Origin of the sequence: Actinocorallia herbida (genome assembly GCF_003751225.1) — a bacterium.
Lineage (GTDB): Bacteria > Actinomycetota > Actinomycetes > Streptosporangiales > Streptosporangiaceae > Actinocorallia > Actinocorallia herbida.
In genome coordinates this window covers 2,828,028-2,841,209 of the sequence record NZ_RJKE01000001.1, presented here as the reverse complement: position 1 = coordinate 2,841,209, position 13,182 = coordinate 2,828,028, and the positions used below count along the sequence as shown (strand labels likewise).

Genomic DNA, 13,182 nt, shown 5'->3' with positions numbered 1-13,182 from the left:
CCCCAGACATGGGACGTCAGTGCTGTACCGCGGACAGATCCAGACGCGCCGGGGTGAGCCGCCAGATCGCGAGGGCCGCCGCGAACATGACGAGCCCGCCATAAAGGCACGCCGTCCCGACGGACTCGGTGAACGCCGTCTGCGCCTGGACGGCCAAGGCCGGTGCGTCAAGCGCGCGGGCCGCCTCGAGCGCGCCGCTCAGCGACTCGCGGGCTTCCGGCCCCGCGTCGGCGGGCAGCCCGGCGCGGTACAGCGCCGCGGCGATGCTGCCGAGCACGGCGACGCCCAACGCCCCGCCGACCTCGTACGACGTCTCCTCGATGGCCGCCGCGCTGCCCGCCTTCGCCACCGGCGCCCCGGCCATGATGACCGCGGAGGCGACCGCGAGCGAGGCCATGCCGACGCCGACGAGCGCGGCGCCGGTCGCCACCCACGGGTACGTCAGGGGGACGAAGCCCAAGAGCGCGAGCCCGGCCGCGCTGATCGCCAGTCCGCCCGCGAGGACGGTCCGCGCGCCGATCCGCGCCGCGATGCCGGGCGCGAGCGGCGAGAAGATCGCGGCGGTCGCGGCCAGCGGCAGCATCGCGAGCCCGGTCTGGAGCGGTGTGTACCCCTCGACGAGCTGCATCCACTGGACGAGCAGCAGCATCGCCCCCGCGAGCCCGACCGACGAGGTCAGCGCGGCGAGCGTCCCGGAGGTGAACGCCCCTCCACGGAACAACCGCACTTCGAGCAACGGATCAGGACGACCCAAGCACCTCCGGACGAACCAGACGAGGCACACCGCGGCGACCGCCCCGGAGACGACCGTCTCCGTGGTCGGTCCTTCGGTGAACAGGTGCTTGATCGCGTAGACGAGCCCGACCATTCCGGCGATGGACAGGACCGTGCCCAGTGCGTCCCACCGCCCCGGCGACGGGTCGCGCGACTCGGGCAGCAGCACGAGCCCGGCCACCACCGCGACGACCATGACGGGCACGTTCACCAGGAACGCCGCGTGCCAGCTGAACGCCTCGAGCAGCAGCCCGCCGACGATCGGCCCGAGCGCGCCCCCGAGCGCCGCCATGGTCGCCCAGACGCCGAGGGCCTTCGCCCGCTCGCCCGGGTCGCTGAACAGGGTCCGGATCATCGACAGCGTCGACGGCATGATCATCGCGCCGCCGACGCCGAGCAGCGCCCGCACCGCGATCACCTCGGCGGGGCTGTCGGCGAACAGCACCGCCGCGGAGGCGAGGCCGAACACCGCGAATCCCGCGAGCAGCAGGCGCTTGCGGCCCCAGCGGTCGCCGAGCGAGCTGACGGTGACGAGCAGCCCGGCGACGACGAGCGAGTAGACGTCGACCATCCAGAGCAGTTCGAGCGCGCCGGGCCGCAGGTCGGCGGCGATCTCGGGCAGCGCCACGTTGAGGATGGTCATGTCCATGACGACCAGCAGCAGGCTGATCGACAGGACGCCCAGCGCCGCCCACCGGCGCGGGTGCGGCGCGGTGCCCTCGTAGGTCGCGGTCCCCTCCTGGGTCATGACGTCTCCTTCACCGACGTGCCTTCAAGGAAGGTCTCCAGCAGCAGCCGGGGCAGGTCGCGCCGCGCGACGTCGCCCGCGTGCAGGCTCTCCCGGACCGCGACGAGCAGCCCGTACAGCGTGTTCTCGATCCACCGGGCGGGCAGGTCGGCCCGCAGGATCCCCGCGCGCTGGCACGCCTCGATCAGCGCGACCTCCCGGTCGACCAGCGCCTCGGTACTGCGCAGGAGCTCGGGCTCGACGCCGACGAGGTGCTCGGTCAGCGCGAACCCGTGCGCCTCGACCGCGTCGATGCTCGCCACGACGAGCGCCTCCAGCGTCTCCGCGAGGCGCTCACCGCCGCGCAGGGCCGCGTCGAGCCCGCAGTCCTCGTGCACCCGCCGCCACGCCGCGTGGCACCGCCACCCCAGCTCGACGATCAGCTCCTCCCGCGTGGAGAAATGCCGGTGCAGCGTCCCCCGGCTCACCCCGGCGGCCTGCGCGATCTCCGCCATCGACGCCGCCGGAGCACGATTCAGATGATCGACCGCCGCCGCCACGATCTCCTCCCGCCCCACAACCATTCAACACCCCTGTTCAAACTGCGACACGATTGTCTCACCAGAGACCATCCTAGCTCCCCCCGTCAACCCCGAACCGCCCAAAGCACCACGACCACCCTCAGCGAACGACCCCGAACACCCGCCGGGAACACGATGGGCGCAGGACGCGAGGGCACGGAGCGCGGGGCAGGAGATGCGCGGCGCGGGGCGGTGGAAGGAGCGAACCCGGGGGAGTTCGGGGGCGTCTGAGGGGTGTGGGGAGACGACGGGTGTGGTCGCTCGGGTGTGTGGTGGTGACGCTCGGGGTGGGTTTGACGGTCAATGCGGTAAGTGACAGTGATATTGCGGGGTATGTGGGGGATGCGCTTTATGCGACCCTGCTTTGTTTTCTGGTGGCGCTGGGGTTTCCGCGGTGGGGGGTCTGGTGGAGCGCGGCGGTGGGGGGCGGGCTGTCGTGGGGGGTGGAGTTCCTGCAGTTGGCGCCCTGGGTCGGCGCACTCGGCGCGCGTTATCCGGTGGCCCATCTGGTGCTGGGGAGCACGTTCAATGCGCCGGATCTTGCGCGCTATGTCGTCGGGGCGGCGTTCGGGGCGGTCGTCCAGCTCATCCTGTTCCGACCCGGACGGGGCGGCGGCGCTCTGGTCTGACCTGGGGAGTCGGCTGATGGGCGGTTCGTACCCTGCGGCTATGGTGTGCGACGTGTCAGACACTCGCCCCTCCGCCTCCGCCGATCTTGCCGCGACCGTGGTGTTCGCCGCCTTCATCGCGGTGCTCGGTGTCTTCCCCGGGATCAACGTCGGCGGGTCGGGCGTGCCGATCGTGCTCCAGAACATCGGGCCGGTCCTCGCCGCGTGCCTGCTCGGCGCGCGCCGCGGGACCGCGGCCGTCGCGCTCTTCCTCGCGCTCGCCGCGCTGGGCCTGCCGCTGCTGGCGGGCGGGCGCGGCGGCGTCGCGCCGTTCGTCGGGCCCAGCGGCGGTTTCCTCTTCGGCTACGTGCTGTCCGCGATCGTCGCGGGGCTGATCATCGCCCGCGGCAGGCGCGCGGGCCTGCCGATCCTGCTGCTCGCCGCCGCCGCGGGCGTCGCGTCCTCCTACGTGATCGGGGTGCCGTGGCTCGGCCTGTACACCGGTGACATGGCCGCGGCCTTCACCCAGTCGCTGGTCTTCGTGCCCGGTGACGCGATCAAGGTCGTCGGCGCGGCGCTCGTCGCGTCCGTCGTGCACCGCGCGCTGCCCGGACGGCTCGCGGTCAGGCCCGCCGCCCGCTCGTGAAGGCGCGCCGGTGATCGAGTTCGAGGGCGTGGGGCACCGCTACGGGGAGCGGGTGGTCCTGTCCGGCGTGGATCTGCGGCTGCCGGAGCGGCGGATCGCGTTCGTCGGGGCCAACGGGTCGGGCAAGTCCACCCTGGCCCGCACGATCAACGGGCTGGTCGACCCGGCCGAGGGCCGCGTCCGCGTCGACGGCCTCGACGTCGCGCGCGACGCCCGGAAGGTCCGGCGCAGGGTCGGGTTCGTCTTCGCCAATCCCGACAGCCAGATCGTCATGCCGACGGCGGGTGAGGACGTCGCGTTCTCCCTGCGGCGCAGCGGCCTGTCCAAGCGGGAGCGGGCCGAGCGCGCTGCCGAGGTGCTGTCTTCGCACGGGCTCGGCGAGCACATCGACCATCCCGCGCATCTGCTCTCCGGCGGTCAGAAGCAGCTGCTCGCCCTGTGCGCGATGCTCGTCCTCGACCCCGCCGTCCTGGTGTGCGACGAGCCGACGACGCTGCTCGACCTGCGCAACAAGCGCAGGTTCGTGGAGCTGCTGCACACCCTGGATCAGCAGGTCGTCCTGGTCACCCACGACCTCGACCTCCTCGGCGGCTTCGACCGGGTGATCGTCCTGGACGGCGGCCGGGTCGTCGCCGACGACGCCCCGGAACCAGCGCTGCGGCGCTACCGCGAGATCGCGGGATGAACGGGACCTGGTACGAGCCGGGCACGAGCCCGGTGCACCGGGCTCCGGCGGGCGGCAAGCTCGTCTTCCTGTTCGTCTTCGCCGCCGTGGTGTTCGCGGTGGGCTCCCCCGCGTGGCTCGGCGGGATCTGCGCGGCCGTGGCCGCCGGGTACGCGGTGGCCCGGATCCCCGCGCGCCGCTGCCTGCCGCTGCTCAGGTCGCTGGTGCTCCTCGTGGTCTTCGTGTTCGCGATCCAGGGCTGGCTGCTCGGGCCCGCCGCCGCGCTCGTGGTGTGCCTGCGGCTCGTGGCGGCGCTGGCCGCGGCGCATCTGTTCACGGTCACGATGCGGGTCGACGACCTGGTCTCGGCGGTCGAGCGGGCACTCGGCCCGTTCCGGCGGTTCGGTGTCAGGCCGGAGCGGCTCGGGCTGCTCGTCGGGCTGACGCTCCAGGCCGTCGCCGCGCTCACCAAGATCGCCGCGGAGGTCCGGGAGGCGGCCACCGCCCGGGATGCCCGCTATTCCCTGACGGCTTTTGTCGCGCCCCTCCTGATTCGCACTATCCGGCATTCCGACGAGCTCGCCGAGGCGCTCGCCGCCCGTGGCGAGCCGGATTAATCCGCAATAAGACTTTCTGCGAATTCTGCCCGGTACAGCGGAAGGTGCGCAGGTCACGGTTCCCTGTCGTTTTGCCGGTGATTCATGTCGTCGACGGCCCGGCGTGGCCGGACCTCGGTACGGTGCCCGCTTCATTGGTTTATGGAGGAGATTCGGTGATCTTCAAGAAGCTGGCGCGGGCACTCGGCGTCGGGGGGCCGACGGTCGAGACCGTGCTGCGCGAGACGGACGTGACGCCCGGCGGCGTGCTGGAGGGCGAGGTCCGGATCATCGGGGGCGACCACGAGGTGGACGTGCAGGGGATCGTCCTCAGCCTGGTCACGCGCGGCGAGGTCGAGTACGTCGACCACGAGGGCGAGGACCAGGAGCACGACGGGACCATCACGTTCCACCAGGTAGAGCTGACCGAGCCGTTCGAGCTCGGCGCCGAGGAGGAGTACGTCTTCTCCTTCGAGGTCGAGCTCCCCTGGGAGCTGCCCCTCACCGAACTCGACGGGAACACCCTCGCGGGTATGACGGTGGGCGTCCGGACCGAGCTGGAGATCGCCGGGGCGCTCGACAAGGGCGATCTCGACCCGATCTCGGTCCGTCCGCTGCCGTCCCAGCAGGCCGTCCTCGACGCGTTCACCTCGCTGGGCTTCACCGTCAAGGGCGCCGACGTGGAGTCCGCGGAACTCTTCGACGACCAGGAACTCCCCTTCTACCAGGAGATCGAGTTCCTCACCCCGCCGGAGTACGCCGGCACCGTCAGCTCCGTCGAGCTGACCTTCGTCGCCACCGAGGCCGACCTCACCGTCGCGATCGGCGGCGGTGACTCGTCCGGCGGCTACCAGATCGCGCACGAGGACGTCGCCGACGAGGACTGGGAGACCACCCTCACGGACTGGCTCGACAGCCACACGGACTGACCGCGTTCCGCCGTCCCGCTCCTGCGGCGGGACGGCGTTTCCCTTTCTCCGGAACCCCGCGGAACGTCGTTCCGCGGGGTTCCGGAACAGGGGCGACGACGTTGCCCGAGTTCGCGGAACAGGGAGACCGCGTTTCCCGGATCAGGAGCGCGGCGGGGGCTCGACGGGGGCGGTCAGGCGGCCGTAGAGGTCGGGGCGGCGGGTCTCGCGGAAGGGGAAGAGCGCGAGCCAGTCGCGGCGCTGGTCCAGGTCCAGGGGGGCCACGAGGACGGTGTCGGCGGCGCGGGGGGCCTCGGCGAGGATCCGACCATAAGGGTCGGAGATGAACGAACTGCCGTAGAAGGTGATGAGCCCTTCGGTGCCCCAGCGATTGGGAACGACCATGAACGTGCCGTTGGCGATGCCGTTGCCGACGATGACCTGCCGCCACAGGGGCGCGGTGTCGAAGTCGGGGTGGTCGGGCTCGGAGCCGATCGCGGTCGGGTAGGCGATGAGGTCGGCTCCGGCGAGGGCGTTGGCGCGGGCCACCTCCGGGAACCACTCGTCCCAGCAGGTCGGCATCCCCACCTCGGCCTTCCCGGCGAGGCCGACCGGGGTGAGCGCGTCCGGGTCGGCGGGGCCGGGGCGGAAGTAGTGGTCCTCGTAGTAGCCCGCGGTCCTGGGGATGTGCGTCTTGCGGCGGCGGCCGGCGAGCGACCCGTCGGGGGCGACGAGGATCGCGGTGTTGTAGCCCAGGCCGTCCGCGCCGGGGCTGCGCTCGTAGAGGGACGCGTGCACGAACACGCCGTGCTCGGCCGCGGCCTTGGCGGCGAACGACCGGGTCGGGCCGGTCTCCAGGTCCTCGGCGGAGGCCGTGGCGTCGCCGGACGGCCGGGTGTCGGCCGGGTAGCGCGAAAGGGTGAGCTCCGGGAGGAACACCGCCTCCGCGCCCGCCGACGCCGCGGTGGCGATGCCGTCGAGCAGCGTCCTGGCGTGCTCGGCCGGGTCGGCGTGCCAACGCGTCTGGACCAGTCCGACCGTCAGGACGCCCCGCTCCGGGGGCGCGACCCGGGCCGGGGAGCCGGTCGGCCGCGCGGTGATCAGTTCCATGGGGGCGCCTCCTGGAGCGGCTGCTGCTGGGTGATGCAGTGGACGCCGCCGCCGAACCGGAAGATGTCCCGCGCGTCCACCTGGACGACCTCGCGTCCCGGATGAGCGCGCTTGAGCACGGCGACGGCCTGGGCGTCACGCGGGTCGTCGAACGCGCACAGCACGACGACCCCGTTGGCCACGTAGTGGTTGACATAGGAGTAGTCCACGAGCTCCCCGTCCACCTCGGCGACGGTGGGCGCGAGCAGTTCGACGACCTCGAGCCGCGCCCCGCGCGCGTCGGTCGCCTCCCGGAGGATCTCGGTGACCTCGCGGCTCACCTCGTGGTCGGGATGCCCGGGGTCGGGCTGGGTGTGCACGACGACCCGGCCGGGCGCGGTGAACGCCGCGACGATGTCGACATGCCCGCGCGTCCCGAACTCGCCGTAATCCGCGGTGAGCCCGCGCGGCAGCCAGATCGCCTTGCGCGTGCCGAGCCGCGCGTGCACCTCGGCCTCCACCTCGGCCCGCGACCATCCCGGGTTGCGCGCCGGATCGAGCTGGACGGTCTCGGTGAGCAGCACGGTCCCGGCGCCGTCCACGTGGAACCCGCCGCCCTCCTGCGTCAGCCGCGACGCGGCGGCGGGGATCCCGGCCAGCCCGGCGACCCGCTCCGCGAGCAGCCTGTCGTTCCCCCAGGCGGCCCACTCCTGGCCGCCCCACCCATTGAAGGCCCAGTCCACCGCGAGGAGTCCGCCGCCGGGCGCGCGCACGAACGTCGGCCCGGTGTCGCGCAGCCAGGCGTCGTCGAGCGGCGTCTCGACGACCTCGACCCGCCGGTCCAGCGCGCCGACCGGGTCCCCGGGCCGCGCCAGCACCGTGACGGGCTCGTACCGGGCGACGGTGTTCGCCACCCGCGCCCAGGCGGTGCGCGCCGCGGCGAGTTCCGGCCCGGTCGCGAACGTGGCGTTCGCGGTGGGGAACGCCATCCACGTGCGGGCGTGCGGCGCCCACTCCGCGGGCATCCCCGCAGGCGGCACCGCGTGTTCCGGGCCCCCGCCTCCCGTGTCCGTCATGCAGTTCCCTCTCCCGTTTCCGCGCCTCCGCGCGGCGGAGACGACACGGCGGCGCCGGCCACCGATCGCCTGGCGCAGACCCTAGCGCGGAAACGGACATTCGCCCCGCCGCACCGGGCTCCCGGATCCCCGCACCCCAAAAAATATGACCACCCGGCCATCCGAAATCTCGTGTTCCGGTCGTCATTATTAAGCAATATTGCCCACCAAACCCCGGAGAAATGAGAGTTTCACTCACTTTTTCCGCGTTTTCGCAGGCCAGCGCGCCTATCACGCCAGATGGCCAAGGGAAATACCGCATCCGCAGTATTTCTTGCAGGGATACGTCGTTCTACTGTGCGGAACAGAGTTTCCGTTCCTGGATCACCGGTGGAACCCCGTCACCAGCGGGCGCCTCCGCCGGGCTCAACCCCCCCATGCCTTACAGAGCACAGGAGAGACAGTGAAGGTCACCATCCGACGGCCGCGCAGGGTCCTCGCCGCCGTCATCGCCGCGGCCGCCGCGCTCGTGGCACCGCTCGTCGCGGCGCCGCCCGCGCTCGCCGCGGTCACCTGCAACAACTACTCTTCCAGCACCTCGACGTGCGTGAACGAGTCCATCTCCATCGGTGGCACCTCCTACAGCACCGACTGGTACTTCCCGAACGGCACCGCGACCGCGCTCATGCTCGTCGAGCACGGCTTCAGCCGCGGCTGCGGCAACCTGCGCGGCACCAGCAAGTCCATCGCCGAGCAGGGCCTGATGGTCGTCTGCGTCAACGCCGACATGACCGGCGGCAACGCCGCCCTGGCCGACACGCTCGGCGCGGCCCTGTCGGCCCGCACCCTGACCCCGCCGAACGGCAAGGCCCTTCCGCAGAAGTACATCGTCGGCGGGCACTCCGCGGGCGGTCACTTCGCCTCCGCGGTCGGCGCCAAGCTCAACGCCGACGGCTACGCGAACTTCAAGGGCGCGATCCTGTTCGACCCGGTCGCCAGCGACGGCTTCACCGCGAACCTCCAGGCGATCTCCCAGAACGGCGCCCGCCCGGTCCTGGCCGTCGCGGCCCGGCCGAGCGTCATCAACCTGTTCAACAACTCCTTCGGCGCCCTCGCCGACCTCGGCGCGGACTTCGTCGGCATCCAGCTCGTCTGGACCAAGTACGTGCTCGGCTCGCCCAGCGGCGGCTCCTGCCACATCGACGTCGAGGGTGAGAACACCGACGTCATCGGCGTCGCCGGCGCCCTGTGCTCGCCGAACTCCACCCAGACCGCCCGCCTGCGCGGCATGGCCTCCACCTGGGCCAAGGACCTCGCGACCGGCTCCTACACCGCCACCCACTACTGCACGGACTCCGACGACCTGAGCACCTGCGGCTCCTACGTCAACACGTTCCTCGCCCCGTCCGGCAGCCTCCCCTACGCCGCGGTCATCCCCAACAGCTGACCTCGTCCCCTCCTCCGCAGAGGCCCGGCCCCCAGCCGGGCCTCTGCGTTTTCCGGACCCGCCACGGGAACGGGTCCTCTGCCGTGGGCAGAGAACCGTGGAAGCGGGGCGGAACGGGTGGTTGGGTGAGGCGCATGGAGATTCTGGTGCTGGGCGGAACCGCCTGGGTGGGGCGGGAAGTGGCGGAGCGCGCGGTGGCGCGAGGGCACCGGGTGGTGTGCCTGGCACGCGGGGAGAGCGGCCGGGCCGCGGCGGGCGCCGAGTTCGTGGCGGCCGACCGCAGGGATCCCGCGGCCTACCGGGGGCTGCCCGACCGGGCCTGGGACGCGGTCGTGGAGGTCTCGTGGCAGCCCGGGTTCGTGCGGGACGCGCTCGCCGCGCTCGCGGATCGCGCCGGGCACTGGGCGTACGTGTCGTCGGGCAGCGTCTACGCCTCGCACGCCGACCACGGCGCCGACGAGTCCGCCGCGATCCTCCCGCCCACCGGCCTCCGCGAGGCCGACCGGTCGGTCTACGGGGAGGCCAAGGCCGCCTGCGAGGAGGCGTCGCAAGAGGCCGTCGGCGACCGGCTCCTCGTCGCGCGCGCGGGCCTCATCGGCGGCCCCGGCGACCACACGGGACGCACCGGCTACTGGGCCGCCCGCGCGGCCCGCGATCCGCACGGCCCGCTCCTCGTCCCCGACGTGCCGGACGCGCCCACCCAGGTCATCGACGTCCGGGACCTCGCCGACTGGCTGCTCGACGCCGCGGAACACGGCACCACGGGCGCCTACGACGCCGTAGGCCCCGTCATCCCCTTCGCCGAGTGGACCGCCCTGTCCCGCGCGGCCGCCGGGCACACCGGCCCGGTCGTCCCCGCCGACCCGGACTGGCTGCTCGCCCAGGGCGTCGCCGAGTGGGCGGGCCCGGAGTCCCTGCCGCTGTGGCTCGCCGACCCCGCCTTCGCGGGCTTCACCTCCCGCACCGGCGCCGCCGCACTCGGCGCGGGACTCCGCCACCGCCCCCGCGCCGACCTGATCGCCGGCACCCTCGCCTGGGAACGCGCAAAGGGCCTCGACCGGCCCCGGAAAGCCGGCCTCACCCCGTCCCGGGAACGCGAACTCCTCGCCCTGCTCCCCCGCTGACCCCGCGGCACCGCTCTCACCGTTGTTCATCCGCCGTCAGGGGTACGTCGGGGGCGGTGGTGCCGGTGGGCGGGACCTTGAGGGTGCGGAGGGAGAAGTCGAGGAGGGCGCGGAAGACCGGGGCGGCGACCTCACCGCCGTAGTAGCCCTTTCTGGGGTCCTGGAGGACGATCTGCACGACGGCCTTCGGCGCGTCGGCGGGGGCGAATCCGGCGAACATGCCGGTGTAACCGTCGTATCCGCCGGTCGTGCCGTGCGCGTTCTGCTTCGCGGGGTCGTAGCGGTTCGCGGTTCCGGTCTTGCCCGCCACCCGGTACCCGTCGAGCCGCGCGCCGCGCGCGGTGCCCCGGTTGACGACCGCCTCCATCATCACCGAAAGCCGCCGGGCGGTGTCCGGCGAGACCACCCGGCGGCTGGAGGGCGCGGCGGCGGGCACGAACCGGCCCCGCTCGTCGTAGGTTCCGGCGACCACCGAAGGGGTGGTCCGGACGCCGCCGTTGGCGATCGTCGCGTAGACGCTCGCCATCTGGAGCGAGCTGACCGAGACCGCCTGCCCGTAGGAGATCGGGTACCGGTCGGCGCCGCTCCAGTCGGCCGGCCGCGCGAGCAGGCCCGGAGTCTCGCCGGGGAGGTTCACCCCGGTCGGCTCGGCGAACCCGAACGCGCGCAGATAGCGGTGCAGATCCTCCTTCGCCAGGGGCTCCCCCGCCAGGATCGTGCCGACGTTGCTCGACGTGGCGAGGATCCCCGCGAAGGTCAGCCGCTGGGTCTCGTGGAACTTCGCGTCATGGAACTCCCGGCCCGCGCGCCGGACCGAGTACGGCACGGTGAACGCCTGCTCGGGGGTGACCAGGCCCTCCTCCAGCAGCGCCGCCGCGGTGACGATCTTGCCGGTGGAGCCGGGCTCGAACGGCTCCTGGACGGCGAGGTTCCGGGTCGCGGACTCGGGCGCCTCCTGGTAGGCGTTCGGGTCGAAGGACGGGGTGGACGCCATCGCGAGGATCCGCTGGTCGGGGGTCAGCACGAGCGCGGTGCCCCACGCCGCGTCGTGCTCCTCGACCGCCTGGGCGATCAGCTCCTCGGCCTTCCACTGGATGTCCTGGTCGATGGTGAGCCGGAGGCCCCTGCCCGCGACGGGCTGCCGGGAATGCCCGTCGCCCAGCGGGATCCGCCGGCCGTCCCCGTCGAGTTCGAGGTTCTGCCAGCCGTCGGTGCCTTTGAGCAGCTCGTTGTACTGGAACTCCAGGCCCGCGCCGCCTTCGCCGTCGGCCTTGACGAAGCCGACGAGCTGGGCGGCGACCGAGTCGGCGGGGTAGACCCGGCGCGGCTCGGGGAAGGTGCCGATGCCGCGGTGCCCCAGGGCGGTGATCAGCTTCGCCCGCTCGGGCCGGACCCGGTGGGCGAGCTCGACGTACCTGGTGTCCGGTCTGCCGAGGCCGGCCAGGATCTCCGCGGGCTTCATGCCGAGGGTCCCGGCGAGCTGGGCGGCGACCTTCTCCCGGTCGGCCTCCTCGATCAGGGTGGGGTCGGCGAAGACACCGAACGCGTCCTGGCTCATCGCCAATCGGGCGCCGTTGACGTCCGTGATGGTCCCGCGCTCGGCGACGAGGTCGATCCGGTACTCGCGCTGGGCGCGCGCCAGTTCGGTGTACTCCGCGGCGTCGATGCCCTGGATGCGCACGAGGCGTCCGGCGCACAGGGAGAGGAGGAACGCGGCGATCAGCAGGCCCGCGTTGAGCCTCTTCGCCGGGTGCGCGAGCGGCAGCGGCGGAGGGCGGCGTGCGCGGGGTCCGCCGGGCGACGGGCCGCGGCGGCCGGGCGGGACCGACCTCCCGCCGCCTTTACGCGGCGGGGGCCGCATGGGGCGAGAGGTGGGCGCTCATGCAGGTGAACCTAAACCACCATCCAGCGATATCTCCGGATTGCCCGCACCGCGTGTCACGCCTGTCCTCACGGCGCGCTCGGACCGGCCGGCGAGACCGCGCCGGGGCCGGGAAGCCGGGGCATAGAGTACGCGCGATAGTCGATCTTCCCAGGCGGCGGGGCGGTCCGGCCCCGCGCGAACCGAACGAAAGGGACGGCATGGAGCTCTCCGGTGTGGGCGTGTGGAGCCAGCAGCTGCGGTACGGGGACGCGGCGGAGGCCGCCGAGGCGGCGGCGGAACTCGAGGAGCTCGGGTACCGCGCGCTGTGGATCCCCGACGTCGGCGGACCCGTCTTCGACGCCATCGGCAACCTCCTGTCGGCGACCCGGAACACCGTGGTCGCCACGGGCATCCTCAACCTCTGGATGCACGAGCCCGCGGTGGCCGCCGCGGCCCACGCCTCGCTCACCGCGGCCCACGGCGACCGGTTCCTCATGGGCATCGGGGTCAGCCACGCGCCGCTCGTGGACCGTTCCGAAGAGGGCCGCTACCGCCGTCCCCTCGCCGCGATGGCCGCGTTCCTCGACGGGCTCGACGAGGCCGCCGCGCCCGTCCCGACCCGCTCCCGCGTCCTCGCCGCCCTCGGGCCGAAGATGCTGGAGCTCGCCGGCAGGCGCGCGCACGGCGTCCACCCGTACCTGGTGACGCCCGAGCACACCGCGATCGCCCGTGAGGCCCTCGGCGAGGGTCCCCTGGTCCTGCCCGAGCAGACCGTCATCCTGACCGCCTCCGCCGACGAGGCCCGCGCGATCGGCACCCCCTGGCTCCAGGGCTACCTGTCCCTGCCGAACTACGCCAACAATCTGCTCCGCCTCGGCTTCACCCAGGAGGACGTCGACTCCGTCAGCGACCGCCTCTTCAACGCCCTCCTCGCGTGGGGCGACGAGTCCGCGATCGCCGCCCGGGTGGCCGACCACCGCGCGGCGGGCGCGGACCACGTCGCGCTCCAGGTCCTCACCGCCGAACCGTCGGCCTTCCCCCGCGACGCATGGCGCCGCCTGGCCGCGGCCCTCATCTGACCCCGCTCGCCGAGCCGGCC

Annotated in this window: 13 protein-coding genes; 8 read left to right on the top strand and 5 right to left on the bottom strand. The window is 72.8% G+C overall.

What is annotated here, in order from left to right:
* Window positions 1-16 precede the first annotated feature (16 nt).
* Together EDD29_RS13265 and EDD29_RS13260 are read right to left on the bottom strand one after the other, a co-directional pair.
* Window positions 17-1,522, bottom strand: coding sequence for an MFS transporter (locus tag EDD29_RS13265; RefSeq protein WP_123664695.1), 1,506 nt, complete (start codon window positions 1,520-1,522; stop codon window positions 17-19).
* On the bottom strand, window positions 1,519-2,085 hold the full coding sequence (locus tag EDD29_RS13260; protein ID WP_123664694.1) for a TetR/AcrR family transcriptional regulator: 567 nt from the start codon (window positions 2,083-2,085) through the stop codon (window positions 1,519-1,521). Before EDD29_RS13260 ends, EDD29_RS13265 begins: the two co-directional genes overlap by 4 nt.
* Window positions 2,086-2,333: 248 nt before the next feature.
* On the opposite strand from EDD29_RS13260, the gene EDD29_RS13255 reads away from it, so the two are divergent.
* The 5 genes from EDD29_RS13255 (at window position 2,334) to EDD29_RS45420 (ending at window position 5,525) form a co-directional block, all read left to right on the top strand.
* A complete protein-coding gene (locus EDD29_RS13255; protein WP_211359695.1) occupies window positions 2,334-2,711 on the top strand; it encodes a ribosomal maturation YjgA family protein in 378 nt (125 codons plus the stop codon).
* Window positions 2,712-2,763: 52 nt separating this feature from the next.
* Window positions 2,764-3,336, top strand: coding sequence for a biotin transporter BioY (locus EDD29_RS13250; RefSeq protein WP_211359694.1), 573 nt, complete (start codon window positions 2,764-2,766; stop codon window positions 3,334-3,336).
* A 10-nt stretch (window positions 3,337-3,346) separates the two neighbouring features.
* Window positions 3,347-4,021, top strand: a complete 675-nt coding sequence (locus EDD29_RS13245; RefSeq protein ID WP_123664692.1) for an energy-coupling factor ABC transporter ATP-binding protein — start codon at window positions 3,347-3,349, stop codon at window positions 4,019-4,021.
* Window positions 4,018-4,617 (top strand): CbiQ family ECF transporter T component, encoded by a 600-nt coding sequence (locus EDD29_RS13240; protein WP_123664691.1) that lies wholly within the window; start codon window positions 4,018-4,020, stop codon window positions 4,615-4,617. Before EDD29_RS13245 ends, EDD29_RS13240 begins: the two co-directional genes overlap by 4 nt.
* 155 nt (window positions 4,618-4,772) lie before the next feature.
* Window positions 4,773-5,525 (top strand): sporulation protein, encoded by a 753-nt coding sequence (locus EDD29_RS45420; RefSeq protein WP_170201387.1) that lies wholly within the window; start codon window positions 4,773-4,775, stop codon window positions 5,523-5,525.
* A 141-nt stretch (window positions 5,526-5,666) separates the two neighbouring features.
* On the opposite strand, the gene EDD29_RS13230 is transcribed toward EDD29_RS45420, so the two are convergent.
* The gene (locus EDD29_RS13230; RefSeq protein WP_123664689.1) at window positions 5,667-6,614 is read right to left on the bottom strand and encodes a nitrilase-related carbon-nitrogen hydrolase; all 948 of its coding nucleotides are present in this window, start codon (window positions 6,612-6,614) and stop codon (window positions 5,667-5,669) included.
* Entirely contained in the window at window positions 6,605-7,669 is a 1,065-nt protein-coding gene (locus EDD29_RS13225) for an agmatine deiminase family protein (RefSeq protein WP_123664688.1), read from the bottom strand. Before EDD29_RS13225 ends, EDD29_RS13230 begins: the two co-directional genes overlap by 10 nt.
* 442 nt (window positions 7,670-8,111) lie before the next feature.
* On the opposite strand from EDD29_RS13225, the gene EDD29_RS13220 reads away from it, so the two are divergent.
* Together EDD29_RS13220 and EDD29_RS13215 are read left to right on the top strand one after the other, a co-directional pair.
* Window positions 8,112-9,095 (top strand): alpha/beta hydrolase, encoded by a 984-nt coding sequence (locus EDD29_RS13220; protein WP_123664687.1) that lies wholly within the window; start codon window positions 8,112-8,114, stop codon window positions 9,093-9,095.
* 134 nt (window positions 9,096-9,229) lie between these two features.
* Window positions 9,230-10,219, top strand: a complete 990-nt coding sequence (locus EDD29_RS13215) for an NAD-dependent epimerase/dehydratase family protein (protein WP_123664686.1) — start codon at window positions 9,230-9,232, stop codon at window positions 10,217-10,219.
* A 16-nt stretch (window positions 10,220-10,235) separates the two neighbouring features.
* Here EDD29_RS13215 and EDD29_RS13210 read toward each other — a convergent pair whose 3' ends face one another.
* Window positions 10,236-12,080: a peptidoglycan D,D-transpeptidase FtsI family protein gene (locus EDD29_RS13210; RefSeq protein WP_123664685.1), complete on the bottom strand. Its 1,845-nt coding sequence runs from the start codon at window positions 12,078-12,080 to the stop codon at window positions 10,236-10,238.
* A 221-nt stretch (window positions 12,081-12,301) separates the two neighbouring features.
* On the opposite strand from EDD29_RS13210, the gene EDD29_RS13205 reads away from it, so the two are divergent.
* On the top strand, window positions 12,302-13,162 hold the full coding sequence (locus EDD29_RS13205) for an LLM class F420-dependent oxidoreductase (RefSeq protein ID WP_123664684.1): 861 nt from the start codon (window positions 12,302-12,304) through the stop codon (window positions 13,160-13,162).
* The last annotated feature ends 20 nt before the right edge of the window (window positions 13,163-13,182 follow it).

Coding starts and splice junctions, on each gene's coding strand:
- EDD29_RS13265 (WP_123664695.1), bottom strand. CDS start 1,522: ATGACCCAGGAGGGGACCGCGACCTACGAGGGCACCGCGCCGCACCCG.
- EDD29_RS13260 (WP_123664694.1), bottom strand. CDS start 2,085: ATGGTTGTGGGGCGGGAGGAGATCGTGGCGGCGGCGGTCGATCATCTG.
- EDD29_RS13240 (WP_123664691.1), top strand. CDS start 4,018: ATGAACGGGACCTGGTACGAGCCGGGCACGAGCCCGGTGCACCGGGCT.
- EDD29_RS13230 (WP_123664689.1), bottom strand. CDS start 6,614: ATGGAACTGATCACCGCGCGGCCGACCGGCTCCCCGGCCCGGGTCGCG.
- EDD29_RS13225 (WP_123664688.1), bottom strand. CDS start 7,669: ATGACGGACACGGGAGGCGGGGGCCCGGAACACGCGGTGCCGCCTGCG.
- EDD29_RS13215 (WP_123664686.1), top strand. CDS start 9,230: ATGGAGATTCTGGTGCTGGGCGGAACCGCCTGGGTGGGGCGGGAAGTG.
- EDD29_RS13210 (WP_123664685.1), bottom strand. CDS start 12,080: ATGCGGCCCCCGCCGCGTAAAGGCGGCGGGAGGTCGGTCCCGCCCGGC.
- EDD29_RS13205 (WP_123664684.1), top strand. CDS start 12,302: ATGGAGCTCTCCGGTGTGGGCGTGTGGAGCCAGCAGCTGCGGTACGGG.